The sequence below is a fragment of the Streptomyces sp. CC208A genome (assembly GCF_030010625.1).
Taxonomy (GTDB): domain Bacteria; phylum Actinomycetota; class Actinomycetes; order Streptomycetales; family Streptomycetaceae; genus Streptomyces.
On the sequence record NZ_JASCXN010000056.1, the window covers coordinates 1 to 25,530 of the forward strand.

General features: G+C 71.4%; 20 protein-coding genes and 1 pseudogene. 4 read left to right on the plus strand and 17 right to left on the minus strand.

Annotated elements, in window-relative coordinates; translation table 11 throughout:
* Positions 1 to 112 precede the first annotated feature (112 nt).
* The 7 genes from QK442_RS34450 to QK442_RS34480 form a co-directional block, all read right to left on the minus strand.
* The gene (locus QK442_RS34450) at positions 113 to 340 is read right to left on the minus strand and encodes a hypothetical protein (RefSeq protein WP_282698064.1); all 228 of its coding nucleotides are present in this window, start codon (positions 338 to 340) and stop codon (positions 113 to 115) included.
* A gap of 54 nt (positions 341 to 394) precedes the next feature.
* Positions 395 to 1,234: a shikimate dehydrogenase gene (locus QK442_RS34455; protein WP_282698065.1), complete on the minus strand. Its 840-nt coding sequence runs from the start codon at positions 1,232 to 1,234 to the stop codon at positions 395 to 397.
* Positions 1,215 to 3,008, minus strand: a complete 1,794-nt coding sequence (gene mltG / locus QK442_RS34460; RefSeq protein ID WP_282698066.1) for an endolytic transglycosylase MltG — start codon at positions 3,006 to 3,008, stop codon at positions 1,215 to 1,217. Before mltG ends, QK442_RS34455 begins: the two co-directional genes overlap by 20 nt.
* A gap of 101 nt (positions 3,009 to 3,109) precedes the next feature.
* Positions 3,110 to 3,574: a Holliday junction resolvase RuvX gene (ruvX, locus tag QK442_RS34465; RefSeq protein ID WP_282698082.1), complete on the minus strand. Its 465-nt coding sequence runs from the start codon at positions 3,572 to 3,574 to the stop codon at positions 3,110 to 3,112.
* Between the two features lie 2 nt (positions 3,575 to 3,576).
* Positions 3,577 to 6,246, minus strand: coding sequence for an alanine--tRNA ligase (gene alaS, locus QK442_RS34470; RefSeq protein ID WP_282698067.1), 2,670 nt, complete (start codon positions 6,244 to 6,246; stop codon positions 3,577 to 3,579).
* Positions 6,246 to 6,596 (minus strand): DUF6167 family protein, encoded by a 351-nt coding sequence (locus tag QK442_RS34475; protein ID WP_282698068.1) that lies wholly within the window; start codon positions 6,594 to 6,596, stop codon positions 6,246 to 6,248. Before QK442_RS34475 ends, alaS begins: the two co-directional genes overlap by 1 nt.
* Positions 6,597 to 6,602: 6 nt before the next feature.
* Positions 6,603 to 7,040, minus strand: coding sequence for a DUF948 domain-containing protein (locus QK442_RS34480; protein WP_282698069.1), 438 nt, complete (start codon positions 7,038 to 7,040; stop codon positions 6,603 to 6,605).
* Between the two features lie 179 nt (positions 7,041 to 7,219).
* On the opposite strand from QK442_RS34480, the gene QK442_RS34485 reads away from it, so the two are divergent.
* Positions 7,220 to 9,373 carry a regulator gene (locus QK442_RS34485; protein ID WP_282698070.1) on the plus strand — a complete coding sequence of 718 codons (2,154 nt, stop codon included), beginning with the start codon at positions 7,220 to 7,222 and terminating at the stop codon, positions 9,371 to 9,373.
* Between the two features lie 34 nt (positions 9,374 to 9,407).
* Here QK442_RS34485 and rpsD read toward each other — a convergent pair whose 3' ends face one another.
* The 5 genes from rpsD to QK442_RS34510 all read right to left on the minus strand — a co-directional run bounded on the left by rpsD (position 9,408) and on the right by QK442_RS34510 (position 14,496).
* Positions 9,408 to 10,022, minus strand: coding sequence for a 30S ribosomal protein S4 (rpsD, locus tag QK442_RS34490; protein ID WP_282698071.1), 615 nt, complete (start codon positions 10,020 to 10,022; stop codon positions 9,408 to 9,410).
* 362 nt (positions 10,023 to 10,384) lie between these two features.
* On the minus strand, positions 10,385 to 11,740 hold the full coding sequence (locus QK442_RS34495; protein WP_282698083.1) for a replication-associated recombination protein A: 1,356 nt from the start codon (positions 11,738 to 11,740) through the stop codon (positions 10,385 to 10,387).
* A 46-nt stretch (positions 11,741 to 11,786) separates the two neighbouring features.
* Positions 11,787 to 12,392, minus strand: coding sequence for a vitamin K epoxide reductase family protein (locus tag QK442_RS34500; RefSeq protein WP_282698072.1), 606 nt, complete (start codon positions 12,390 to 12,392; stop codon positions 11,787 to 11,789).
* A gap of 120 nt (positions 12,393 to 12,512) precedes the next feature.
* On the minus strand, positions 12,513 to 13,775 hold the full coding sequence (gene hisS / locus QK442_RS34505) for a histidine--tRNA ligase (protein ID WP_282698073.1): 1,263 nt from the start codon (positions 13,773 to 13,775) through the stop codon (positions 12,513 to 12,515).
* 10 nt (positions 13,776 to 13,785) lie between these two features.
* On the minus strand, positions 13,786 to 14,496 hold the full coding sequence (locus tag QK442_RS34510) for an MBL fold metallo-hydrolase (protein ID WP_282698074.1): 711 nt from the start codon (positions 14,494 to 14,496) through the stop codon (positions 13,786 to 13,788).
* Between the two features lie 154 nt (positions 14,497 to 14,650).
* On the opposite strand from QK442_RS34510, the gene QK442_RS34515 reads away from it, so the two are divergent.
* Both QK442_RS34515 and QK442_RS34520 read left to right on the plus strand, forming a co-directional pair.
* Positions 14,651 to 15,412, plus strand: a complete 762-nt coding sequence (locus tag QK442_RS34515) for a peptidylprolyl isomerase (protein ID WP_282698075.1) — start codon at positions 14,651 to 14,653, stop codon at positions 15,410 to 15,412.
* A 227-nt stretch (positions 15,413 to 15,639) separates the two neighbouring features.
* The gene (locus QK442_RS34520; RefSeq protein WP_282698076.1) at positions 15,640 to 16,869 is read left to right on the plus strand and encodes a DUF349 domain-containing protein; all 1,230 of its coding nucleotides are present in this window, start codon (positions 15,640 to 15,642) and stop codon (positions 16,867 to 16,869) included.
* Positions 16,870 to 16,936: 67 nt separating this feature from the next.
* Here the strand turns inward: QK442_RS34520 and QK442_RS34525 are convergent, their stop codons facing one another.
* The 5 genes from QK442_RS34525 to yajC all read right to left on the minus strand — a co-directional run bounded on the left by QK442_RS34525 (position 16,937) and on the right by yajC (position 23,656).
* Positions 16,937 to 19,387: a bifunctional (p)ppGpp synthetase/guanosine-3',5'-bis(diphosphate) 3'-pyrophosphohydrolase gene (locus QK442_RS34525; RefSeq protein WP_282698077.1), complete on the minus strand. Its 2,451-nt coding sequence runs from the start codon at positions 19,385 to 19,387 to the stop codon at positions 16,937 to 16,939.
* A gap of 277 nt (positions 19,388 to 19,664) precedes the next feature.
* Positions 19,665 to 20,216 (minus strand): adenine phosphoribosyltransferase, encoded by a 552-nt coding sequence (locus QK442_RS34530; protein ID WP_282698078.1) that lies wholly within the window; start codon positions 20,214 to 20,216, stop codon positions 19,665 to 19,667.
* Positions 20,213 to 21,274, minus strand: coding sequence for a protein translocase subunit SecF (gene secF, locus QK442_RS34535; RefSeq protein ID WP_282698079.1), 1,062 nt, complete (start codon positions 21,272 to 21,274; stop codon positions 20,213 to 20,215). Before secF ends, QK442_RS34530 begins: the two co-directional genes overlap by 4 nt.
* 1 nt (position 21,275) lies before the next feature.
* Positions 21,276 to 23,057 (minus strand): protein translocase subunit SecD, encoded by a 1,782-nt coding sequence (gene secD / locus QK442_RS34540; RefSeq protein WP_282698080.1) that lies wholly within the window; start codon positions 23,055 to 23,057, stop codon positions 21,276 to 21,278.
* A gap of 149 nt (positions 23,058 to 23,206) precedes the next feature.
* The gene (yajC, locus tag QK442_RS34545; RefSeq protein ID WP_282698081.1) at positions 23,207 to 23,656 is read right to left on the minus strand and encodes a preprotein translocase subunit YajC; all 450 of its coding nucleotides are present in this window, start codon (positions 23,654 to 23,656) and stop codon (positions 23,207 to 23,209) included.
* Between the two features lie 1,196 nt (positions 23,657 to 24,852).
* Between yajC and QK442_RS34550 the strand changes: the two are divergent.
* A pseudogene (locus QK442_RS34550) lies at positions 24,853 to 25,530 on the plus strand (hypothetical protein); the annotation flags it as partial.

Sequence of the window (25,530 nt, forward strand, 5' to 3'; positions counted from 1 at the left end):
ATGCTCCTCATGCTCGCGCCTGGGCACTGCGACGGCGCGGCCGGGTGCGCGGCCCTGGCCCGCCACCCCTGATCCTCCCACGTCCGGGGTCCGGGCCCGGCCTCCGGTCCAGCTATCGGACGCGCGTCCCGTCCTCGTGGACGGCAGGAGGCTCCGGCGGCGCGGCGGCGGACCGTTTCCGCAGCCAGGTGACGAAGCCGCACACGACGGTCAGGGCGAAGAGCCCGAGCACCGTGAAGCGTGCCCAGGCGGGCAGCGAGCTGAAGAAGCCCACGTACAGAAAACGCACCACGTCGAAGACGAAGTCCGCCTTCGACGCGAGCGTCACGTCCCCGTCCATCCCCGTTTTCCCCCTCGGTCGGCCCTGCGCGCGCCCCCGCGCGGCCGCGCGGGGTCAGCGCGCGGCGAGCGCGGCCTCGCCGGCGGCGCGCATGGCGGCCAGCGGGGCCTTCGGGGCGCCGGTCATCTGCTCGACCTGGAGCACCGCCTGGTGGACCAGGAGGTCCAGGCCGCCGATGATCTTACCGCCGCGTTCGGACCAGGCGGCGGCGAGCGTGGTGGGCCAGGGGTCGTAGAGGACGTCGAAGAGGACGCCGGGGCGGTCGGGAACGGCGGCCGCCAGGGCGTCCGTGGTGCCCGCCGGGGTCGTCGCGATCACCAGCGGGGCCGCGAACGCCTCCGCAGCGTCGTCCCAGGCCGCGGTGCGGACGTCCACGGCGAGCCGGTCGCCCCAGCCGCGCATCTCCGCGGCCCGCGCCTCGCTGCGTACGTACGCGGTGACCGGGCCCGCGCACACGCGGGCCAGGGCGGCGAGGGCCGAGGAGGCGGTGGCGCCCGCGCCGAGGATCGCGGCGGACTCCACCTTCTCGACGCCCCGCTCGCGCAGGGCGGCGATCATGCCGGGGATGTCGGTGTTGTCGCCGACCCGGCGGCCGTCCTCGCGGAGGACCACCGTGTTGACCGCCTCCACGGAGGCCGCCGTCCCAGTGATCTCGTCGAGCAGCGGGATGACCGCCCGCTTGAGCGGCATGGTCAGTGACAGACCGGCCCACGAGGCGTCGAGCCCCGCCATGAAGCCCGGCAGGGCCGCCTCGTCGATCTCGAAGCGCTCGTAGGACCAGTCGTCCAGGCCCAGCTCCGCGTACGCGGCCCGGTGCAGGACCGGGGAGAGGGAGTGGGCGATCGGCGAACCGAGGACGGCGGCGCGGCGGCCCTCACTGGCCCGTGTTGGCATTGAACTTGTCCCTCAGCTTCTCGAATTCGGCGTAGGTCTTCGCGAACTCGGTCTTGTGCATGCCGTCGGTCGCGACGAAGTACATCCAGCCGTCCTTCGTCGGATCGAGCATGGCGGCCAGCGCCTCGTTGCCGGGGTTGCTGATCGGACCGGGCGGGAGACCGACCTGGGTGTACGTGTTGTACGGATCCTGGTTGCTGTTCGCCTCCTTCGACGAGATCTTGATCTCGGACTGGCCCTTCAGATAGTTCAGGGCCGAGTCGAACTGGAGCTTCCGGTTCGTCTCGGTGTTGTCCGGCTGGAGACGGTTGTAGATGACCTCCGCCATCTTGCGGAAGTCGTCGTGCGTCTTGCCCTCCGCCTGCACCAGGCTCGCGACGGTCACGAGTTCCCAGGCGTTCTCCAGGCCGTGCGCCTTCGCCTTCCCCTCCAGGTCCAGCTTCGTGTACTCCTGGGTGGCGCGACTGACCATCTTCTTGAGGGCGTCCTCCGGCTTGCCGCCCTTCGCGACCGGGTAGCTCGCCGGGAAGAGGAATCCTTCCAGCGGATCCTTGAGCTTGTCGTGGCCCTTGGCCCAGTCGGGCAGACCCAGGGAGTCGGCCCGCTCGAAGGCGATCTTCTTCGTGGTGCCGGGCTCAAGGCCGAGGCGCGTGTCGATCTGCTCGTACACCCAGGCGTTGCGCTTGCCTTCGGGGATGATGAGGTTGGCCTGGCTCGCCGGGTCCAGCATCAGCGCGACCGCGCTCTCCGCCGACATCTCCTTGCGCAGCGTGTACGCGCCGGCCTGGATCGAGTTGCCCTTCTCGTTCTTCTGCTGGGCCGAGACGAAGGCGTCGACGCTCTTCACGACGCCGGCCTTCTTCAGGATGTTGCCGATCTCGGTGCCGTACGCGCCCTTCGGGATCTCGACCTGGACCTCGCCGCTGCCCGTGCCCGCGTAGTCGGGCGCCGCGCCGAACTGGCCCTGCCAGAACTGGTAGCCGAAGTAGCCGACGCCGCCGACGCCGCCGATGAGGACCGCGGCGACGACGAGGCAGGCGACGCCGTTCTTGCCCTTGCGTTTCTTCTCCTTGCCGCGGCGCTCGCGGTCGTCGCCGCGGCCGCCCCGGCCACGGCGGGAGGGCGGGGCGTCGTCGCCGCGGCCGCCCCGGCCACGGCGGGAGGGCGGGGCGTCGTCCTCGTGGCCGTCCTCGTCGTCGCCGGTGAAGAAGGGGTGCGCCTCCTCCGCGTCCTCCCGGACGGGCTCCGGTTCCGGTTCGGGCTCCGGCTCCCAGTCGATGACCGGCTCCGGCGGCTGCTGCCGGCGGCCTGGCGGCTGGGGCGGCGGGTAGGCCTCGGGGGTGCCGTAGAGGTCGGGCTGCTGGCCGCCGTACGGGTCGGCGGGCGGCGCGTTGTAGGCCATGGCGGCCTGGCCGGTCTCCCAGTTGCCGTCGTAGCTGCCGTCGTACGTCTGCCCGGGCTGCCCGGGCGTGTCGTACCCCTGGTTCCAGCCGGTCTGACCGTACGCCTGCGCCGGATCGCCGTACGCCTGCGCCTGCGCCTGCGCCTGCGGGTCGGCGTACCCCTGCTGCGGATACTGCTGCTGCGGGTACGCCGCCTGCTGCTGGTACGGGTCGGTCCCGTAGCCCTGCTGGGCGTACGGGTCCTGGTAGGGCTGGCCGCCCTGCTGCGGCTGCTGCTGGTACTGCTGCTGGCCTTCCCAACCCTGGTCCCCGTAGAGCGGGTCCGTGGGGTGCCACGGTTCGGAGCCGGGGCCCCGGCCATACTCAGTCATCGATCCCCAAACAGCCGCGAGGCTTCCGGACGATCCGCCTCTACGTAGTGCGGCAGTTGTTCGAACACCGCCGCAATGCGCGGAACGTTACCGTATCGCGATCAGATGATCGCTTCGACGCCCTCGCCGGGCGGATTACCTGACACCCGTTCGGACTCAAGAGCGTTCTGAAGGATGATCACAGCGGCGGCCTGGTCGATGACGGACCGGCCCTTCTTGGACTTCACCCCGGAGGCCCGCAGCCCCTGCGTCGCGGTCACCGTGGTCATCCGCTCGTCGACCAGCCGGACCGGCACCGGGGCGATGCCCTTCGCCATCTCCCTCGCGAAGGCGCGGACCTTGGTCGCGGCCGGGCCCTCCCGCCCGCTGAGCGAGCGGGGCAGACCCACGACGACCTCGATCGGCTCGTACTCCTCGACGATCTGGCGGAGCCGCCGGTGGGCGGCCGGGACGTCGCGTCCCGGCACGGTCTCCACCGGCGTGGCGAGGACCCCGTCGGGGTCGCACGAGGCGACCCCGATCCGGGCGTCCCCGACGTCGACGGCGATCCGTCGTCCTCGGCGCATGGTCACGCGGTCTCCACGACCATGCGCTCGACGGCGGCGATGGCCTCGCCGACGGCCTCCGGGTTCTGACCGCCGCCCTGGGCGACGTCCGGCTTGCCGCCGCCACCGCCACCGAGGGTCTTGGCGGCGGTGCGGACCAGCTCGCCGGCCTTGAGGCCGCGCTCGCGGGCGGCCTCATTGGTGGCGATGACCGTGAGCGGCTTGCCGTTGGCCGTGGTGAAGAGGGCCACGACGGCCGGGCGGTCCGAGGGGATGCGGCCGCGCACGTCGAGGACGAGCTTGCGCAGGTCGTCGGCTCCGGTGCCGTCCGGGACCTGGCCGGTGACCAGGGCGAGACCGCGGATGTCCTTGGCCGAGTCGACCAGTCCTGCGGCGGCCTGGAGGACCTTCTCCGCGCGGAACTTCTCGATCTCCTTCTCGGCGTCCTTCAGCTTGCCGAGCATGGCGGCGATCTTCTCCGGCAGCTCCTCCGAGCGGCCCTTGACCAGCTCCTGGAGCTGGGCGACGACCGTGTGCTCGCGGGCGAGGAAGTTGTACGCGTCGACGCCGACGAGGGCCTCGATGCGGCGCACGCCGGAGCCGATGGAGGACTCGCCGAGCAGCTTCACCAGACCCAGCTGGGCGGTGTTGTGGACGTGCGTGCCGCCGCACAGCTCCTTGGAGAAGTCGCCGATGGTGACGACGCGGACCTGCTCGCCGTACTTCTCGCCGAACTCGGCGATGGCGCCCTGGCGCTTGGCCTCGTCGATCGGCATGACCTCGGCGTGCACGTCGAGCTCGCGGGCGAGCACCTCGTTGATCTTCTGCTCGACGTCGGTGAGGACCGTGCCGGGGACGGCGTTCGGCGAGCCGAAGTCGAAGCGGAAGCGGCCGGGCGAGTTCTCGGAACCGGCCTGGGCGGCCGTCGGGCCGAGGGCGTCGCGCAGCGCCTGGTGGGTGAGGTGGGTGGCCGAGTGGGCGCGGGCGATGGCCCGGCGGCGGCGGACGTCGATGGTGGCGTAGGCGGTGGAGCCCACGGTCACCTCGCCGACCTGCACGGCACCCTTGTGCACCGAGACGCCGGGGACCGGCTGCTGCACGTCGCGGACCTCGATCACGGCACCGGAGTGCAGCTTGATGCGGCCCTGGTCGGCGAGCTGGCCGCCGCCCTCGGCGTAGAACGGGGTGCGGTCGAGGACGACCTCGACCTCGTCGCCCTCGGAGGCGGCCGGCGAGGGGACGCCGTTCACCAGGAGGCCGACGACCGTGGACTCGCCCTCGGTGTTGGTGTAGCCGGTGAACCGGGTGGCGCCGGAGGTGTCGGCGATCTCGCGGTAGGCGGAGACGTCGGCGTGGCCGGTCTTCTTGGCCTTGGCGTCGGCCTTGGCGCGCTCCCGCTGCTCCTTCATCAGGCGGCGGAAGCCGTCCTCGTCCACCGTGAGGCCCTGCTCGGCGGCCATCTCCAGGGTGAGGTCGATCGGGAAGCCCCAGGTGTCGTGGAGCAGGAACGCCTTCTCGCCGGCGAGGACCGTGCCGCCGGCGGCCTTGGTCTCGGTGACGGCGGTGTCGAGGATGTTGGTACCGCCCTTGAGGGCCTTGAGGAACGCGGCCTCCTCGGCGAGGGCGACGGTCTCGATCCGCTTGCGGTCGGTGATCAGCTCCGGGTACTGCTCGCCCATCGTGTCGATCACGGTGTCGACGAGCTGCTGCACGACCGGTCCTGTGGCGCCGAGCAGGCGCATGTTGCGGACGGCGCGGCGCATGATGCGGCGGAGCACGTAGCCGCGGCCCTCGTTGCCCGGGGTGACGCCGTCGCCGATGAGCATGACCGAGGTACGCATGTGGTCGGCGACCACGCGCAGCGAGACGTCGCTGTCGTGGGCCTTGCCGTAGGCGACGCCGGTGAGCTCGGTGGCCTTGTCGATGACGACCTTGAGGGTGTCCGTCTCGTACATGTTCTGGACGCCCTGGAGGATCATCGCCAGGCGCTCCAGGCCGAGGCCCGTGTCGATGTTCTTGGCGGGCAGGTCGCCGAGGATCGGGAAGTCGTCCTTGCCGGAGCCCTCGCCGCGCTCGTACTGCATGAAGACGAGGTTCCAGATCTCCACGTACCGCTCGTCGTTGACGGCCGGGCCGCCCTCGACGCCGAACTCGGGGCCGCGGTCGTAGTTGATCTCGGAGCAGGGGCCGCAGGGGCCGGGGACGCCCATGGACCAGAAGTTGTCGGCCTTGCCCAGGCGCTGGATGCGCTCGGCGGGCACACCGACGACATCGCGCCAGATGGCCTCGGCTTCATCATCGTCCTGGTACACGGTGATCCAGAGCTTCTCCGGCTCCAGGCCGTAGCCGCCATGCTCGACCGGGGTGGTCAGCAGCTCCCAGGCGAGCTTGATGGCGCCTTCCTTGAAGTAGTCGCCGAAGGAGAAGTTGCCGCACATCTGGAAGAACGTGCCGTGGCGGGTGGTCTTGCCGACCTCTTCGATGTCGGGCGTGCGCACGCACTTCTGCACGCTGGAGGCGCGCGTGAAGGGCGGCTTGACCTCGCCCAGGAAGTAGGGCTTGAAGGGCACCATGCCGGCGGGGACGAGCAGCAGAGTCGGGTCGTCCGCGATGAGCGACGCCGAAGGGACGACGGTGTGCCCGCGCTCCTCGAAGAAGCTCAGCCAGCGGCGGCGGATTTCAGCCGACTCCATCAGTGGTCCTCATTCCGGTTGTACGAGATCGTGCGCGACGAAAACGTGGTCGTGGTCTTGTGCGGGGTGGGGCCGAGGGCGGCCCTGCGGCGGGGCCCCGGGAGCTCCCGGTCCGCGGGAGGCGGTGCGTCGAGGCCGAGCGCCTCGCCCAGCTCGGCCTCCCGCTGGACCATGCCCGCCCTCACGTCGAGGGCGAAGTCCTTGAGCCGGTGGCCTGCCTCGATCGCCTTGTTCGCGGCCTGTGCCGCGAGGCTCTCGGGGGTCAGCTGCTGGATCTTGCGGTTGACCTTGGTGGTGGCCCAGACGCCGGCTGCTGCGCCGGCCGTGAACCAGAACGTGCGGCGGAACATCGCGGCTCAGCCCTTCTGCTTCCGGCGCCGTGCGCGGGGCACGGTACGGCCGACGATCACAGTACGTCGCCCGGTGGCGGGCGGCACCTCCTCGCGGGACCGGTCGCGGCCGAGCGCCCGTCGGACCCCGTAGCCGAACGCGGCGACCTTGACGAGCGGGCCGCCGAAGGTGGAGGCGACGGTCGTCGAGAGCGCGGAGGCGTTGGCGGTGACCTCCTGGACGTCGGAGGCGATGGCGTCGACCCGGTCGAGCTGGGTCTGCGCCGAGCGGACCGTCGCCGACGCGTCGGCGAGCAGGGGGACGGCCTGTTCGGTCACGTCCGCCACGAGTCTGGTGGTCGCCCTGAGCGTCTGCGCCAGCCTCACCAGCACCACGGCGAGGAAGGAGACGAGGATCGCCCAGAACACGGCCACCAGGATCCCGGCAACCTCTCCACCGGTCACTGAGCACCGCTCTCTGCTGTCGTCATTGCTGTCGTCGCTGTCGTTCGGGTCCTGCGAAAAGTCGTCCTCCGACCCTATCGCGCCCGGGCTGCGGCGCCGTACCGCATTACCGCCCGTGGGACGGGAGTTGCGCGATCGGATTGTACGGAGTGCGCGCGGATGAGTACGCTCCGTGTCCCATGCGACGCAGCAACCTCCCGGCGGAGCTCAACCGGTTCGTGGGACGGGCCGCCGAGCGGGCCCGACTGGCCGCGCTCCTGGCCGAGTCACGTCTCGTCACGGTCCTCGGCGTGGGCGGGGTCGGCAAGACCCGGCTCGCCCTGAAGGCCGCCGCCACGGTGCAGAAACGCTCCGGCGGGGAGGTGCGGCTCGCCGAGCTGGCACCGCTGCGCGACCCCGAGCTCGTCGAACACGCCCTCATGGAGGCGCTCGGTCTGACCGACCACACGCTCCGCCCGCCGCGCGAGGTCCTGGTGGAGCACCTCTCCGAGCGCCGGCTGCTGCTCGTGCTCGACGGCTTCGAGCACCTGGTGGAGGCCTGCGCCCCGCTCGTCCGCGACCTGCTCGCGGCGGCCCCTGGACTGACCGTGCTGGCCGCCGGCCGCAGGCCGCTGCGGATCCCCGGCGAGGCGGTGCTGACGCTGGCGCCGATGGACGAGCCGGACGCGCTCGCGCTGCTCGCCGAGCGGGCGGCCGGGGCCGGTGCGCCCGCCCTCCCGGACGACGGGCCGGTACGGGAGCTGTGCAGGCGGCTCGACGGGATCCCGCTCGCGCTCGAACTGGCCGCGGGACGGCTGCCACTGCTGTCGGTGGAGCAGCTCCTCGCCCGCCTCGACGACCGCTTCCGCCTCCTCGGCGGCGACGGACGGGGGGTCCTCCCCCGCCACCAGACGCTGCGCACCGCGATCGGCTGGAGCCACGAGCTGTGCACCCCCGAGGAGCGGCTGCTGTGGGCGCGCCTGTCGGTCTTCGCGGGCCCCTTCGACCTGGAGGCAGTGGAGTACGTGTGCGGCGGCACCGGCCTGCCGCAGGAGGGGATCCTCGATCTGCTGGGCGGTCTGCTCGCGCAGTCGCTGGTGATCCGCGAGGACACGCCGGCGGGACCGGGCTACCGGATGCTCGACACGGTGGCGGCGTACGGGGCGGAGTGGCTGGCGGCGCTCGGGGACACCGAGCGGATGCGGCGGCGGCACCGGGACTGGTACATGGGCCTGGCGACCTGGTGCGAGCTGGAGTGGTTCAGCCCCCGGCAGGCGGAGGTGGCGGCGCGGACGGACGCGGCGCTGCCGAACCTGCGGGCGGCGCTCGACCTCTGCCTGGAGCTGCCGGAGGACGCGCACCTGGCCCAGCACCTGGCGGGGACGCTGTGGTTCGCGTGGGTGGGGTGCGGGCGTCTCTCAGAGGGGCGGCACTGGCTGGACCGGGCGCTGGCGCTGGAGTCGGAGCACGAGGAGGCGCGGCTCAAGGCGCTGTGGGTGCTCGGTTACGTGACGATCCTGCAGGGCGACAGGACGGCGGCCGTCGCGGCGCTGCACGCCTGCCGGGAGCGGGCGCGGGTCTCGCGGAACCGGCTGGCGGAGGCGTACGCGACGCACCGGATGGGCTGTCTGGCGCTGCTCTCGGACGACTTCCCGCGCGCCGAGGAGCTGCTGGGGAAGGCGCTGGACGCGTACGGGGAGCTGGGCGAGCTGAACAGCAACGTGCTGATGGGCCAGGTGGAGCTGGCGATGGCACGGGCGTTCGGGGGCGATCTCGAGAGCGCGACGGCGATCTGCCGGGAGGTCAGGGAGATCTGCGAGGAGCGCGGCGAGCGCTGGACCCGGGCGTACGCGCTCTACGTCCTCGCGCACGCGGCCTGGACGCGGGACGCGCTGCCGGAGGCGCGGGAGCTCCTGGTGGAGTGCCTGACGATCAACCACCTCTTCCGCGACCTGGTGGGGGTGGTGCTCGCGGTGGAGCTGCTGGCCCTGGTGGCGGTCGGCGAGGGCGACGCGGTGGAGGCGGCGGTGCTCCAGGGGGCGGCGCTGCCGATGTGGGACGCGGTGGGGCTCCAGCGCTTCGGATCGGCCTCCTTCGACGGGCCGCGGGTGCTGTGCGCGGGGCGGGCGGTGGAGGCACTGGGGGCCGAGAGGTACGAGGAGGCGTTCCGGCTCGGGCAGGGCCTGTCGCTCGACGAGACGGTGGAGCGGGCGCTGGCCGAGCGCTCGGGTGCGAGCGGTCCTACGGGGGACGGGGCGCCGCGGCCGTTCCGCTCCTCGCGGCCGCCGGTGGTGCCGGGAACGCGGAAGCCCGCCGGCTCCCCCACCGGAAAGGGCGGGGAAGCGGCGGGCTGAACACCGCGGGGGTGAGTACGGCTGCCTGCTGGGGTCAGCGGGCGTAGTACTCGACGACCAGCTGCTCGTCGCAGATGACCGGGATCTCCTTGCGGTTCGGCTCGCGGTCCAGGCGGAAGGCCAGGGCCTTCAGGTTGACCTGGAGGTAGCGCGGGGTCTCGCCGTCGGGGGCGAAGCCACCCTCGCGGGCGACCTGGAACAGGGTCTTGTTGCGCGACTTCTCGCGGACCATCACGACGTCGTCGGGACGGACGCGGAAGGACGGCTTGTCGACCTTGCCACCGTTGACCTGGATGTGGCCGTGGACGACCATCTGGCGGGCCTGGTAGATGGTGCGGGCGATGCCCGAACGCAGGACCAGGGCGTCGAGACGGCGCTCGAGCTCGACGACCAGCGCCTCGCCCGTCTTGCCCTCGGCCTTCTTGGCGCGGTCGTAGGCGCGCGCCATCTGGCGCTCGCTGATGTCGTACTGGGCACGCAGACGCTGCTTCTCGAGCAGACGGACCTTGTAGTCCGAGTTCTGCTTGCGGCCGCGGCCGTGCTCGCCCGGCGGGTAGGGGCGGGCCTCGAAGTACTTGACGGCCTTCGGCGTCAGCGCGATGCCGAGGGCACGCGACTTCTTGACCTTGGGGCGGGCCTGGTTCGCCATGAACCAACCTCTCTCATCTGAACGAATACGGCTTCACCAGGGTTAGGGGAGGTCGCAATCCGCAGCCGGGAAAACCCGCCTGGTCCCGGAGGACCCGGTGGGCAGCCGCTTCCCGGTCTGGGCACATACGTGCAGCACGCGAACGACCCACCGCCGGTCCCGGAGATCCGGGGGGTGGTGGGTGGCACGCGACACCTTCGAAGGTGCGCGACGCTCCTGGAGATCCTGCCCGGGGGCCGGGTCTCCTGCTGGCTGTCCCGCTCTGGTGGTGCCGGCGGGGCCGGACACGGGACGCAGCGATCCCGACCAGTGTACCGGCTCCGCGGAGCGCCGCCGCCCGGGGTGCCCGTGCCGGGGGTCCGTCAGCCGCCGTCGCCCCTCAGGCGCTCGCGGACCTTCTCGACCACGTCCGCGTAGCGGGCCTCGGCGCCGTAGCGGGTGGGCTCGTAGTACCGCTTGCCGTGGAGGGCGTCGGGGGCGTACTGCTGGGCGGCGATCGCTCCGGGCACGTCGTGGGGGTAGACGTACCCCTGGGCGTGGCCGAGCTTGGCGGCGCCCTTGTAGTGGCCGTCGCGCAGGTGGGCCGGGACGGGGCCCGCGTGGCCGTCGCGCACGTCCTGGCGGGCGGCGGAGATCGCGGTGGTCGCCGCGTTGGACTTGGGGGCCAGGGCGAGGGCGATGGTGGCGTGGCTGAGGGTGAGGGCGGCCTCGGGGAAGCCGATCATGGCGACGGCCTGGGCGGCGGCGACGGCGAGGGGCAGCGCCTGGGGGTCGGCGAGGCCGATGTCCTCACTGGCGGAGATCATCAGGCGGCGGGCGATGAAGCGGGGGTCCTCCCCCGCCTCGATCATGCGGGCCAGGTAGTGCAGGGCCGCGTCCACGTCGGAGCCGCGGATGGACTTGATGAGGGCGCTGGCGACGTCGTAGTGCTGGTCGCCGTCCCGGTCGTACGTCACGGCGGCCCGGTCGACGGCCTCCTCGACGGTCTGGAGGGTGATCTCCCGCTCGCCCTTGGCGAGGGCGCCGCCGGCGGCGGCTTCCAGGGCGGTCAGGGCGCGCCGGGCGTCGCCGCCGGCGATCCGCAGCAGGTGGGCGCGGGCGTCGTCGCGGAGTTCGACGCCGCCGCCGAGCCCACGCTCCTCGGTCACCGCGCGGTCCATGAGGCCGCTCAGGTCCTCGTCGGTGAGCGGTTCGAGGGTGAGGAGGAGGGAGCGGGAGAGGAGCGGGGAGATCACCGAGAAGTAGGGGTTCTCGGTGGTGGCGGCGACGAGGGTGACCCAGCGGTTCTCGACGGCGGGCAGCAGGGAGTCCTGCTGGGCCTTGGAGAAGCGGTGGATCTCGTCGAGGAAGAGGACGGTCTCCTTGCCGTAGCCGCCGGAGGCGCGCCGGGCGCCGTCGATGACGGCCCTGACCTCCTTGACGCCGGCGGTGATCGCGGAGAGCTCGACGAAGCGCTTGTCGGTGGCCTTGGAGACCACGTACGCGAGGGTGGTCTTGCCGATGCCGGGAGGACCCCAGAGGATCACCGAGGAGGCGCCGGCGGGGCCGCCGCTCCCCTCGCCCACGAGCCGCCTCAGCGGCGAGCCGGGCTTGAGCAGGTGCCGCTGGCCCACCACCTCGTCGAGGGTGCGGGGGCGCATCCGGACCGCCAGCGGGCTGGCGGCCGGGTCCTTCTCCTGGCGGTCTTCGGCGGCTGCGGTAAAGAGGTCGGGCTCCACGTCCATGAAGCCTAGGTCACGCCACCGACAAGCCCGCCGGGAGCGGTCAGCTCGTCCAGAAGTCCCACCAGCGGGTCAGGATCAGCATCCCGATGATCCCGATGTGCAGGACGGGCAGGACCCAGGTGAACTCGGTGAAGAAGGTCTTCAGGCCGGCCGGCGCGGGGACGACTCCGTGGCGGACGTTGTGCGAGGTCACGTACCAGAACATGACGATGGTGGCGACCCAGGCGAGGCAGCACCACAGGCAGAGCGCGTTGATCTCGTACAGGGACTGCTGCGTGAGCCAGGCGCAGAAGCCGACACCGAAGAGGGTGCCGGCGTTGAGGCCGAGCCAGTACCAGCGGCGGTAGCGGGCGCCGGCGAGGAGGCCCACGCCGATGGCGATCACCATGCTGTAGGCGACCAGGCCGAGCATGGGGTTGGGGAAGCCGAAGACCGAGGCCTGCTCGCTCTGCATGATGTTGCCGCAGGACACGACGGGGTTGAGGCTGCACCCGGGGACGAAGTTCGGGTCCTCCAGGAGCTTGAACTTGTCGATGGTGATGATCCAGGCGGCGAGCAGTCCGGCCGCCCCGGTGATCACCAGGAGCCAGGCGAACACCCTGCTCGCGCCGATCGTGCCCGTCGTCTCCGTGTCGGCCTTCGTCATGCGATGCATTCTGCCTCACGCCCTGGCCTTCGACCCCGGGGGCTCGGTGGCGGTACCGCGCTCCCCGCCGCCGCGGGGGGGGTGACGCCGGGCGGTGAGCCGCGCGGCGTCACCGTCCGCTCACGCGAGCCGGGCCCGAACCGCCTCGACCAGCCCGTCGACCGGTACGGCGCTCTGCTCTCCGGACTCCATGTCCTTCAGCTGGACCACGCCCTCGGCGAGGTCCCGCTCGCCCGCGACCAGGGCGAGGCGGGCGCCGGAACGGTTGGCGTCCTTCATCGCGCCCTTGAGGCCCTTGCCGCCGAAGGCGAAGTCCGCGGCGACACCGGCCCGGCGCAGCTCGGTGACCTTGCCGAAGAGGATCCGGCGGGCCTCCTCGCCGATCGCCACGGCGAACACGCTGGTGGCCGCCGGGATGTCCAGCTCGACGCCCTCCGTCTCCAGGGCGAGGACGGTCCGGTCGACGCCGAGGGCCCAGCCGACGGACGGCAGCGCGGGGCCGCCGATCATCTCGGAGAGGCCGTCGTAGCGGCCGCCGCCGCCGACCGCGGACTGGGAGCCGAGGCCGTCGTGGACGAACTCGAAGGTGGTCCGGGTGTAGTAGTCGAGGCCGCGGACCAGCTTCGGGTCGTCCTCGAAGACCACGCCGGCGGCGGTGATCAACTCGCGGACCTGCTCGTGGTACGCCTTGCAGGCGTCGCACAGGTAGTCGCGGAGCAGTGGCGCGTCGACGAGCTGCTTCTGCACGTCGGCGCGCTTGTCGTCGAGGACCCGCAGCGGGTTGATCTCGGCGCGGCGCAGGGTCTCCTCGTCGAGGTCGAGGCCGCGCAGGAAGGTCTGCAGGGCCTCGCGGTAGACGGGGCGGCACTCCTTGTCGCCGAGCGAGTTCAGCAGGATGCGGAAGTTCCTGAGGCCCAGCGAGCGGTACGCCTGGTCGGCCAGGATGATCAGCTCGGCGTCCAGCGCCGGGTCCTCGGCGCCGATCGCCTCGGCGCCGACCTGCGAGAAGTGCCTGTAGCGGCCCTTCTGCGGGCGCTCGTAGCGGTAGTACGAGCCGGAGTACCAGAGCTTGACGGGGAGGTTGCCCTGCTTGTGCAGGTTGGCCTCCAGGGCGGCGCGGAGCACGGAGGCGGTGCCCTCGGGACGCAGGGCGAGCCGGTCGCCGCCCTTGGTCTCGAAGGCGTACATCTCCTTGGTCACGATGTCGGTGGACTCGCCGACGCCACGGGCGAAGAGGTTCACGTCCTCGAAGCCGGGGGTCTCGACGTAGCCGTAGCCGGCCGTGCGCAGCGGGCCGGAGATGGCCTCGCGGACCGCGAGGTACTTCGCCGAGAACGGCGGGATGAGGTCGTACGTGCCCTTGGGGGCCTTGAAGGTGCTCACGGAAGTCTCGTCACATTCCTCGTCGGGGAGCCGCCTCCGGGCTCCCGGGGCCGGAGGCCACCTGCCGCAGATACGGGTTGGTGGCGCGCTCCTGGCCGATGGTCGTCTGGGGACCGTGGCCGGACAGGACGACGGTCGAGTTGTCGAGCGGCAGGACCACGCGGGTCAGCGATTCGAGCATCTCGGCCATGTCACCGCCGGGCAGGTCGGTGCGTCCGATGGAGCCGGCGAACAGCAGGTCGCCGGAGAAGAACACGGAGGGGACCTCCGAGGTCTCCGGCGTCCGGAAGGTCACCGACCCCTTGGTATGGCCGGGCGCGTGCGCGACGGAGAACTCAAGGCCCGCGAGGTTCAGCGCGGCGCCGTCGGTGAGCTCGTGCACGTCGTCCGGCTCGCCCACGGTCAGCTCGCCCATGAGGGGCATCCCGATGGAGCGGCCGAGGGCCTTCTCCGGGTCGCTCATCATGTACCGGTCGGCGGGGTGGATCCACGCGGGTACGTCATGGGCGCCGCAGACCGGGACGACGGAGGCGACGTGGTCGATGTGGCCATGGGTGAGGACCACCGCGACGGGCTTGAGCCGATGCTTCTTCAGCGTCTCCTCGACTCCCCGGGCGGCCTGGTGGCCCGGGTCGATGATGACGCACTCCTCGCCTGCGGCGGGGGCGACCACGTAGCAGTTGGTGCCCCAGGCCCCGGCGGGGAACCCGGCAATCAGCACGATCGTCCTTCTGTGTCGTCCGGCAGTGGGCTGCGGCCTCGCGGAATGCAGCAGATCAGAGCCTACCGGCGGTGCGTATTCCACAGCCAACCCGTATACGGTACGGGCACATCCGGCCAGGACAGGAACAGACGAACGACAAGGAGCGGACCCGGTGGTCACCAGCGATCAGCGGCGGCGGCAGCTCGCCAGGGACAAGTACGCGCGGCAGCAGCAGCGACGGGCCGAGGCCCAGCGCAAGGCCAAGCGGCGCAACATCGTGATCGCGGCCTCGCTGGCGGTGGTGCTGGCCGCCGGCGGCGCGGTGTACGGCTCCGTGCAGCTGCTCGGCAACGACACGAAGGACACCTCGAAGGGCGCCGAGGAGACGCCCTCCGGCGAGCCGGCGATGAGCATCGAGGCCCAGGGCACGTACGACATGGCCCTGAAGACCAACGAGGGCGACATCACCATCTCCATGGACGCGGCGAAGACCCCGCGCACGGTGAACTCCTTCAAGCACCTCGCCGACAAGAAGTACTTCGACGGCACGAAGTGCCACCGGCTCACCACCGCCGGGATCTTCGTGCTCCAGTGCGGCGACCCCGAGGGCACCGGCATGGGCGGCCCCGGCTACACCATCCCGGACGAGAACCTCGATGCCCTGGGCAAGCCCGGTGCCGACGGCAAGGTCACGTACAAGGCGGGCACGGTCGCGATGGCCAACACCGGGCAGCCGGGCACCGGCGGTTCGCAGTTCTTCCTCGTCTACAAGGACTCGAAGCTGCCGCCGCAGTACACCCCCTTCGGCACGATCGACGCGGCGGGTCTGGCGGCGGTGCAGAAGGTCGGGGCTGCCGGGGTCGAGGGCGGCCAGGGCGACGGCGCCCCCAAGAAGCCGGTCACCATCGCGAAGGCGACCGTCACCGCGAAGTGAGGCGGGGCGCCCGGCGGGGCGGCGGCCCGGAGGTCCGCACGCACGTGACCGTGGAATTTCGGTCGCGCTGAGTGCGGACAGCCGGGCCGCCGTTCGCCTAGATTGGCGTTGTGCAGCGCGGTCCGATCCGTCGGCCGCGCGGCGGAAGGCGGGCGAGGCCCGCCCAGGAACTGTGGACGATGCCCGGGGGTCACCACCCGACGAGGGCATCATGGTGAGGAGGCGCTGTGAGCAGCGACCCGTGGGGCCGCGTCGACGAGACGGGCACCGTGTACGTGCGGACGGCCGAGGGTGAGAAGGTCGTCGGATCCTGGCAGGCGGGCACCCCCGAGGAGGCGCTGGCCTACTTCGAGCGCAAGTACGAGGGCCTGGTTGTCGAGATCGGCCTCCTCGAGAAGCGGGTGAAGACCACCGACCTCTCGGCGAAGGACGCCCAGACGGCGATCGAGCACATCCGGCACCAGGTCGACGAGCACCACGCCGTCGGCGACCTGGCCGCGCTCTCGGCCCGTCTGGACAAGCTCGTGGAGACGGTGGAGTCGCGCCGCGAGGAGCGCAAGGCGCAGAAGGCCAAGCAGGCCGACGAGGCGCGTTCCGCCAAGGAGGCGCTGGTCGTCGAGGCGGAGGAGCTGGCGCAGAGCGAGCAGTGGCGGGCCGCCGGCGAGCGGCTGCGGTCGCTCGTGGACACCTGGAAGGGCCTGCCCCGGCTCGACCGCAAGTCCGACGACGAGCTGTGGCACCGCTTCTCGCACGCCCGCTCGGCCTTCTCCAAGCGCCGCAAGGCCCACTTCGCCCAGCTCGACGCGCAGCGCGAGGAGGCCCGGAAGACCAAGGAGCGTCTGGTCGCCGAGGCCGAGGCGCTGCAGAACTCGACCGACTGGGGTGCGACCGCGGCCCGCTACCGCGAGCTGATGGCCGACTGGAAGGCCGCCGGCCGGGCGCAGCGCGAGCACGAGGACGAGCTGTGGAACCGCTTCCGCGGCGCCCAGGACGTCTTCTTCGCGGCCCGGTCCGAGGTCTTCGCCGAGCGGGACGCGGAGCAGACCGAGAACCTCCGGCTGAAGGAGGAGCTCGCCGCCGAGGCCGAGAAGCTGCTCCCGGTGACGGACCTGAAGGCCGCCCGTGCCGCCTTCCGCGCCGTCAACGAGCGCTGGGAGGCCATCGGCCACGTGCCGCGCGACGCCCGCCCGAAGGTCGAGGGCCGGATGCACGCGGTGGAGCGGGCGATCCAGGAGGCCGAGGAGGCCGAGTGGCGCCGGACCAACCCGGAGGCACGCGCGCGTGCCGCGGGTCTGACCGGTCAGCTCCAGGACGCCGTCGAGAAGCTGCGCCGGCAGATCGACGCGGCCCGTGCCGCGGGCAACGACGCCAAGGCCGACAAGCTCGCCAAGGAGCTGGAGGGCCGTCAGGCCCTGCTCGACCAGGCGCTGAAGGGCCTGGAGGAGTTCGGCGGCTGAGGCCGTACCGTACGGACATGAGAAGGGCCCCCGGCGCGTGCCGGGGGCCCTTCCTCGTACCGTACGGCTACGGGCGCCGCGCGCTGGTCACGCGGTAGACGTCGTACACTCCCTCCACTCCCCGGACCGCCTTGAGGACGTGCCCCAGGTGCTTGGGGTCGCCCATCTCGAAGGTGAAGCGGGAGGTGGCCACCCGGTCGCGGGAGGTCTGGACGGCCGCCGAGAGGATGTTGACGTGCTGGTCCGAGAGGACCCGGGTGACGTCGGAGAGGAGCCGGGAGCGGTCAAGGGCTTCGACCTGGATGGCGACCAGGAAGACCGAGGACTGGGTCGGGGCCCACTCGACCTCCAGGATCCGCTCCGGCTCCCGGGAGAGCGACTCGACGTTGACGCAGTCACTACGGTGGACGGAGACGCCGCTGCCCCGGGTGACGAAGCCGATGATCGGGTCGCCGGGGACCGGGGTGCAGCAGCGGGCCAGCTTGACCCACACGTCCTCGACGCCCTTGACGACCACGCCCGGATCCGCGCTGGAGCGCCGCTTGGAGCGGCCCCGGGTCGGCGGCGCGGCCTCGTCGATCTCCTCGGTGGCGGCCTCCTCGCCACCGAGCGCCTGCACCAGCTTCTGCACGATGGACTGGGCGGTGACGTGGCCCTCGCCGATCGCCGCGTACAGCGAGGAGATGTCGTTGTAGCGCATCTCGTGGGCGAGGGTGACGAGGGAGTCGCCGGTGAGGATCCGCTGGATCGGCAGGTTCTGCTTGCGCATGGCCCGCGCGATGGCGTCCTTGCCCTGCTCGATGGCCTCGTCCCGGCGCTCCTTGGAGAACCAGGCGCGGATCTTGTTGCGGGCGCGGGGTGACTTGACGAAGCCCAGCCAGTCGCGGGAGGGGCCGGCGCCGGGGGCCTTGGAGGTGAAGACCTCGACCAGGTCGCCGTTGTCGAGGGTGGATTCGAGCGGCACGAGCCGCCCGTTCACCCGCGCCCCTATGGTGCGGTGGCCGACCTCGGTGTGGACGGCGTAGGAGAAGTCGACGGGGGTGGCGCCCGCGGGCAGCGCGATGACGTCGCCCTTGGGCGTGAAGACGAAGACCTCGTTGCGCGAAAGGTCGAAGCGGAGGGACTCCAGGAACTCGCCGGGGTCCTCGGTCTCCTTCTGCCAGTCGAGGAGCTGGCGCAGCCACGCCATGTCGTTGAGGTGGTCGTCCTTGCCGGCCTTCTTCGGCACGTCGGTGCGCACCTTGGAGGCGCCGGCGACGGCCTCCTGCTTGTACTTCCAGTGGGCGGCGATGCCGTACTCGGCGCGGCGGTGCATGTCGAAGGTGCGGATCTGCAGCTCGACGGGCTTGCCGTTGGGGCCGATGACCGTCGTGTGCAGCGACTGGTACATGTTGAACTTCGGCATCGCGATGTAGTCCTTGAACCGGCCGGGGACCGGGTTCCATCGCGCGTGGACGGTGCCGAGGGCCGCGTAGCAGTCGCGGACGGTGTCCACGAGGACGCGGATGCCGACCAGGTCGTAGATCTCCGCGAAGTCACGGCCGCGGACGATCATCTTCTGGTAGACGCTGTAGTAGTGCTTGGGGCGGCCGGTGACGGTGGCCTTGATGCGGGCGGCGCGCAGGTCGGCCTGGACCTCGTCGGTCACTATGGCCAGGTACTCGTCGCGTTTGGGGGCGCGCTCGGCGACGAGCCGGACGATCTCGTCGTACATCTTGGGGTAGAGGATCGCGAAGGCGAGGTCCTCCAGCTCCCACTTGATGGTGTTCATGCCCAGCCGGTGGGCCAGCGGGGCGTAGATCTCCAGGGTCTCGCGGGCCTTCTTCTCCTGCTTCTCCCGCTTGAGGTAGCGCATGGTGCGCATGTTGTGCAGGCGGTCGGCGAGCTTGATGACCAGGACCCGGGGGTCCTTGGCCATGGCGACGACCATCTTGCGGACGGTCTCGGCCTGGGCGGCCTCGCCGAACCTGACCTTGTCGAGCTTGGTGACGCCGTCGACGAGGAGCGTGACCTGGTCGCCGAAGTCGCGGCGCAGGTCCTCCAGGCCGTACTCGGTGTCCTCGACGGTGTCGTGGAGGAGGCCGGCCATCAGCGTCGCCGGGTCCATGCCGAGCTCGGCGAGGATGGTGGTGACGGCGAGCGGGTGGGTGATGTACGGGTCGCCGCTCTTGCGCTTCTGGCCTCGGTGCCAGCGCTCCGCGACCTGGTAGGCCCGCTCGATCTGGCGCAAAGTCGCCGTTTCGATCTTGGGGTCGTTGGAGCGGACGATCCGCAGCAGGGGTTCGAGGACCGGGTTGTACGGCGACGAGCGCTGCACGCCGAGCCGGGCGAGGCGGGCGCGCACCCGGTTGGAGGAGCCGCCGGAGCGGGCGGGCGCGGGGGCCGGTGCCGGAGCGGGCGCAGCAGGCTTCGGCCTGGTCTCCGCGGGCTTGTCCTGGGGCGTGCCGGTTCCCTGCGCGGCCTGGTCGGCCTTCGGGTCGGGCTGCGCGGCGGAGAGTGGCTGGGCCTCGTCTGGCAAAGAGCGCTCCTCTGGGGTCCCCCCGGACGGGGTCTGGGGGAGGTTCCGGGTCCCCCGGTCAGGCCCGGAAAGGCCATCGTATCGAGCCATGACGCCCCGTGCTCACACGCCCGGGGCCGAGACGGGGCCCGAGGGGCCGCTCTGTCGCGCTTCCCTCGCCCCCGCCGGGGCATACCGGGACAAACGCCAGGGGCGTCCCGGGAATTCCCGGGACGCCCCTGGGCCGTGTCCGGCAGGTCATGGCCGGAGTCCGATGGACTCCTTCCCGACCTCCGTCTCAGACGGTGATGAGCGCGGTGAGCGGAGCGCCCCGGAGGGCGGGCTCCAGACGGGCGCGGCCCGGGAGGAAGCCAAGCTCCATGAGGACCGCGACGCCCGCCACGTCGGCGCCCGCGCGGCGGATCAGTTCGAGGGAGGCCTCGGCGGTGCCGCCGGTGGCGAGGACGTCGTCGATGACCATGACCCGGTCGCCCGGGGCCAGGTCCTCGGCGTGCACCTCGATCTCGGCGGTGCCGTACTCCAGCTCGTACGCCTGCCGGAGCGTGGCCCCGGGCAGCTTGCCGGCCTTGCGGACCGGGATGAAGCCCAGGCCCGCGCGGACGGCGACCGGCGCGGCGAGGATGAAACCGCGGGCCTCCAGGCCGACGATCTTCGTCGCGCCCTGCGCGGAGCAGAGGGCGGCGAGGGAGTCGGTGAGGGCCGTGAACGCCTCCGGGTCCGCGAGCAGCGGGGTGATGTCCTTGAACAGCACGCCCGACTTCGGGTAGTCGGGGACGTCACGGATCCGGCTGAGCAGCAGGCTGCTCACGTCCTGGGCCTCGGCCGTCATCCGCGGCGCTCCTCGGCGCGGTCCCGCGGACCGACCACGGCGGCCTCGGCCGTCTCGACGCCCTCGTCCGGGCCGTCCTCGCCGCGGGCGACGGCGGAGGCGCGCTTGGCCAGGACCCGCTTGCGCAGGGCCTTCATCGCCGGCTCGCGCTCCTTGAGGTCGGCGACGAGCGGGGTGGCGATGAAGATCGAGGAGTAGGCACCGGCGGCCAGACCGACGAAGAGCGACAGCGAGATGTCGTTCAGCATGCCGGCGCCCAGGACGCCGCCACCGATGAAGAGCAGGCCCGCGACGGGCAGCAGCGCCACGACGGTGGTGTTGATGGAACGGACCAGGGTGCCGTTGATCGAACGGTTGGCCAGGTCGCTGTAGGTCCAGCGGGTCTGCTTGGAGATGCCCTTGGTGCTCTCCTTCAGGGAGTCGAAGACGACCACCGTGTCGTAGAGCGAATAACCGAGGATGGTCAGCAGACCGATGACCGTACCGACGGTCACCTCGAAGCCGACGAGCGAGTAGATGCCGACGGTGATGGTGATGTCGTGGACCAGGGCCACGAAGGCCGCCACCGCCATCCGCCACTCGAAGGCGATGGCCAGGTAGAGCACCACGAGGACCATGAAGACGGCCAGACCCGTCCAGGCCTTGTTGGCGATCTGCTCGCCCCAGCTGGGACCGACCAGCTCCGCGGCGATCTTGCTCTCTTCGACCTTCAGGTCCTTGGCGAGCTCCGCGCGGACCTGGTCGGACTTCTCGGTGTCGAGACCGCCGACCTGGATGCGCAGGGAGCCGTTGCCGAGCTTCTGGACGATCGACTCGTGGCCGGCCGCCTCCTCGACGTACTCCTGGGCCTGCGAGACCGTGACGTCCGTCTTCGGGGTGGTGAAGACGGCGCCGCCCTGGAACTCGATGCCCATGTTCAGGCCGCGGACCGCGAGGGCGACGATGGCCGTGATGGTGATCAGGATGGACAGGCCGTACCAGAGCTTGCGGTTGCCGATGAAGTCGTAACCGACCTCACCGCGGTGCAGTCGGGCGCCGAGGTCGCCGAGCTTCGACATCTCACGCCTCCTTCGGTTCGGTCGTGACGGGGGTCGGGGTGCGGCGGGAGCTGCGCAGCGGCGGCTTGACACCGAGGCTCTTCGGGTCGAGGCCGGACCACTTGTGGCCGTTGCCGAAGAACTTGGTACGTGCGAGCAGCGTCATGACCGGCTTGGTGAACAGGAACACCACGACGACGTCGAGCAGCGTGGTCAGGCCGAGCGTGAACGCGAAGCCCTTGACCTTGCCGACCGTGACGAGGAAGAGCACGGCGGCGGCGAGGAACGACACGAAGTCGGAGACCAGGATCGTGCGGCGGGCACGCGGCCAGGCACGCTCGACGGCCGGCCGCAGCGAGCGGCCCTCGCGGATCTCGTCGCGGATGCGCTCGAAGTACACGATGAAGGAGTCCGCGGTGATGCCGATGGCGACGATGGCACCGCAGACGGCCGGCAGGTTCAGTGCGAAGCCGATGGCCGGGCCGAGCAGGGACATGATCGCGTAGGTGAGGACCGCGGAGACCCCGAGGCTCAGGATCGCGATGAACGACAGGCCCCGGTAGTACACCACCAGGTAGAGCACGACCAGCGCGAGACCGATGGCGCCGGCGATCAGACCCGCCTCCAGCTGCTCGCTGCCGAGAGCGGGGGTGACGGTGTCGACGCTCTGGGTCACGAAGGAGAGCGGCAGGGCGCCGTAGGACAGGATGTTGCCGAGGTCCTGGGCCGACTGCTGGGTGAAGCTGCCGGAGATCTCCGCGTTGGCGCTCAGCGTCTGACGCACCGACGGGGCCGACACGACCTCGCCGTCGAGGACGATCGCGAACTGGTTCTGCGGCTCCGGCTGCTGCGACAGCTTGCCGGTGATCTTCGCGAACTTCTTCGCGCCCTCGCTCGTGAACTCCATGCTCACGATCCACATGGCGCGCGTCTGGTCGAAGACGCCCTGGGCGTCGTCGACGTCCCTGCCGTCCACCTCGGCCGGGCCGAGGAGGTACTTCTCCCACTGGCCGATGGCGTTCTTGCCACAGGCGACGGTCGGCTCGTTGGGCTTGACACCCTGGCCGGCGGCGGAGCGCTGCTTGGGGTCGAGGCAGTTCAGGGCGGCGAACTTCTGCTCCAGGGCCGAGGTCGCCGGGTCGGCGCTCGGGGTCTCGGGGGCCTTGGGCGTCTCGGAGCCCTTCGGGGTGGCGGAGCCGCTCGGGGTCGCCGTCGGGCTCGGGGCCTTCAGGGCCTCGGAGAGCGCGCGGCCCTGGGTGGAGGCGCTCGCCGACGGGGTGCTCGCCGACGGGGTGGCGGACTTCTCGTCCTTCTTGTCACCGTCTGCGGCCGGTCCGGAGGCCGAGGGCTTCGGCGAGGCGGAACCGCTCGCGTCCGGCACCGGCTGCTCGGAGGGCGCGTAGGTCAGGACGGGCCGGAAGTAGAGCTGGGCGGTCGTGCCGACCTGCTCACGGGCCTGCTTCTCGTCGGTCCCGCGGGGGATGTTGACGATGATGTTCTCGCGACCCTGCGTCTGGACCTCGGCCTCGCTGACGCCCAGACCGTTGACACGGCGCTCGATGATGCCGACCGCGGTGTTCATGTTGGTCTCGTTGACGGCGTCTTCCTGGCCCGGCTCGGCCTTCGCCTTGAGCGTGATCGACGTACCGCCCGCGAGGTCGATGCCCAGGCGCGGGGTGGTGTGCCCCGACCAGAACATGCCGCCCGTGAGCACCACCATGGCGATCAGGATCCACGCCAGAGCACGCCCTGGCTTGCTCTGGCCCCCCGCCGCCGGCCCTCGGCCCTTCTTCGGTGCTGCCACCTTGTCGTTTCTCCCTGTCCAACCGTCCCGCGCAGGGTGTGCGCGGGACGGCGATGAAGTATGTGTGGGGACACCTGTGCCCCCCGCAGACGTGGAACCGTGCCAGGGGTCGCGGACGCCCGTGGGCGTCCCGCGACCCCTGGTCGCGACTACTTCGCCTCGGTCTCCCCGTCGGCCTTGCCGTCCTTCTCGACCGCGGTGTCGGCCTCGGCGGCCTCGACCTTCTTCGTCAGGTCGGGCTTGACGTCCTCGGACGCCTCGGCGGACTCGGTCAGCGAGGAGGCGTCGTCCGGGACGACCGTCTCGGCGTCCGGCTCGTCGCCGTGGACGATGCGGTTGTACTCGGCGTCGTCGAGGACCGCGCCGATCGCGTTCTTCGCGTAGACGGCGTGCGTGCCGGGAGCGACCTCGAGGAGGACGGTCTCGTCGCCGACCTCCTTGACGGTCGCGTACATGCCGCCGATCGTCCGTACACCGGTGCCGGGCTGCATCTCATCGCGCATCTGGGCGGCCGCCTGCTGCTTCTTCTTCGCAGAGCGGGTCATCAGGAACATGGCCCCGATGAGGACGATGAAGGGGAGGAGGGTCACGATACTCACGGGACGGGTTTCCTTCGCACGGACGCGGAGATCCCGCGGCCTGATCTTCGGGGGTGGGCGTGCCGGCCCAGAAAGGTCGGCATCGGCGGAGTCTAGGCGAGTCCGCATCGATGGAACAACGTCCAGCATCGCAGGTCAGTTCCTCCAACGACGCCCGTCCTCCGACCGGCCTACGCCGAGGAGACCGACTCCACCCGTTTCAAGCCGGGATATCCGACAGCCCCTGCCGCAGTGCGACGCCGACGAGCACTTCCTTCTTCCGGCTCCGCTGGACGGAGCCCGCCACCGGACCGAGACGGAGCCACTGCACCAGGTGGTCGATGTGGTGGTCCCCACAGCCCGGGGGCTCAGCCGGACGCCGCACTCGGCGAGTCGGTGCGCGATGGCCTCCGACGTCGGCACCGGGTGTCCGGGGCCGGCGTGCTGCGATGCGCACAAGGCCCGGAGCACGGCGAAATACCGGGTCCCCGGATCGAGGAGGTCGCACGCCTCGCCTTCGTCCGCTTCCGCGGGGCAGCCTTTCCCGGGATCGGATATCACGGCCGGTTCAGGGCCGAGAACGGTCGGGAGGGGCGGATGTCCGGGGCCTGCCAGGGTGATCCGGGCCGATTCGAAGGGAATCACCGCTCCGCGTCGTGAGCCCGGTACCCGAATGGACTGCCGCGGGTCCGCCAGGTCCTCGATGAGCAGCACGATGGAGCGGCTGAGGTCGTCCGAGCCGGCAGGACCGGCCCCTTCGCACCGTCCACCCTGAGCTCGTACCGGTGGCCTGGCGGGTGGCAGAACCGTCGACTTCTCGGCCCGGAAGGACCGAGCCTGTCGACTCGGTCGAGAGGGCCGGGACTGCAAGGAGAGCGCGGCTGGCTGCCGCGTGGTCCCCTGCGTCCGGTACGGCCGTGCCGTACCGGGGCGATCGACTGCGCCCCGCTTCCACGCACCCTCGCGAGGTACGGGAGTCGTCGCATCCCGCCCAGGGGCGGGACAAGTCTCTTCGGGCTGGTCCCGGCGCCAACCGTGTCCCCACCGCCGCGTGGTTCGTGCCTTGACGCGCGCAGCTCCGGCCGGCACTGCAGCGAACGGCTCCACTGCGCCGCGCCGAAGTCGAGGATCCGATCCCCCCCCGCAAGCGGGAAGCGCCGCCGCCCGGGGCTGAAGACCCGGGTCCTCGAAAGGATCAGGTGAAGTCTTGGAAACCGATGTCCAGCGCGCTGCTGGCGACCGCCGTCACCACGGGCACCTTCGCGTCCACCGCGACGGCGTCGGTGCCGACCGCCGCGGCCTCGACGACGCAGTGCTACCCGGCCGGCGAGAAGGCGATCGCGCTTCCCGGGAAGCCGGACATCCGGATGCGCATCATGCTGTGCGTGGAGCGCGTCAGCAGCACCCGGCACCCCGCGTACGCGAAGGTCTGCGGGGACGCGTCGTTCATCGGCGGCAACCGCTCCGGCGGCTTCAAGCTGCAGGTCCGGCTCGAACGGAACGACGCCGTCAAGGCCACCTGGACGTGTGACCTCAAGAGCGTCCAGAACAGCTGGGACTCCGGTCCCACCGCCGGTCACTTCTGCGGCAGCGCGTCCAGCACCTCCGGCCTGGTCGGGGGGCTGGAGCGCGGACGGCAAGGCCGACTACGACGTCGACAACGACGGCAAGGGCTGGTCGATCTGGGGGCCCCACGGCTCGCCGCTGGTCTCCTGAGCACCGTCGCACGGCCCGGCCCCGGTGGCGGTCGCCGCCGGGGCCGGCGTGTGTCCGCGGGGCGTGCGGGTCCTCTCGGACCTCAGAACGCCGCCGTCTGTCCCGGGCCCCCCGCCTGCGGCGGGACGAGCCCGAGGTGGGCCCATGCGGCGGGGGTGGCGACCCGGCCCCTGGGCGTA

Bases quoted from the DNA above. Each gene is read 5' to 3' on its own strand.
- QK442_RS34450 (WP_282698064.1), bottom strand. From the start codon at position 340: ATGGACGGGGACGTGACGCTCGCGTCGAAGGCGGACTTCGTCTTCGAC.
- QK442_RS34455 (WP_282698065.1), bottom strand. From the start codon at position 1,234: ATGCCAACACGGGCCAGTGAGGGCCGCCGCGCCGCCGTCCTCGGTTCG.
- mltG (WP_282698066.1), bottom strand. From the start codon at position 3,008: ATGACTGAGTATGGCCGGGGCCCCGGCTCCGAACCGTGGCACCCCACG.
- ruvX (WP_282698082.1), bottom strand. From the start codon at position 3,574: ATGCGCCGAGGACGACGGATCGCCGTCGACGTCGGGGACGCCCGGATC.
- alaS (WP_282698067.1), bottom strand. From the start codon at position 6,246: ATGGAGTCGGCTGAAATCCGCCGCCGCTGGCTGAGCTTCTTCGAGGAG.
- QK442_RS34475 (WP_282698068.1), bottom strand. From the start codon at position 6,596: ATGTTCCGCCGCACGTTCTGGTTCACGGCCGGCGCAGCAGCCGGCGTC.
- QK442_RS34485 (WP_282698070.1), top strand. From the start codon at position 7,220: ATGCGACGCAGCAACCTCCCGGCGGAGCTCAACCGGTTCGTGGGACGG.
- rpsD (WP_282698071.1), bottom strand. From the start codon at position 10,022: ATGGCGAACCAGGCCCGCCCCAAGGTCAAGAAGTCGCGTGCCCTCGGC.
- QK442_RS34500 (WP_282698072.1), bottom strand. From the start codon at position 12,392: ATGACGAAGGCCGACACGGAGACGACGGGCACGATCGGCGCGAGCAGG.
- QK442_RS34530 (WP_282698078.1), bottom strand. From the start codon at position 20,216: ATGACGGCCGAGGCCCAGGACGTGAGCAGCCTGCTGCTCAGCCGGATC.
- secF (WP_282698079.1), bottom strand. From the start codon at position 21,274: ATGTCGAAGCTCGGCGACCTCGGCGCCCGACTGCACCGCGGTGAGGTC.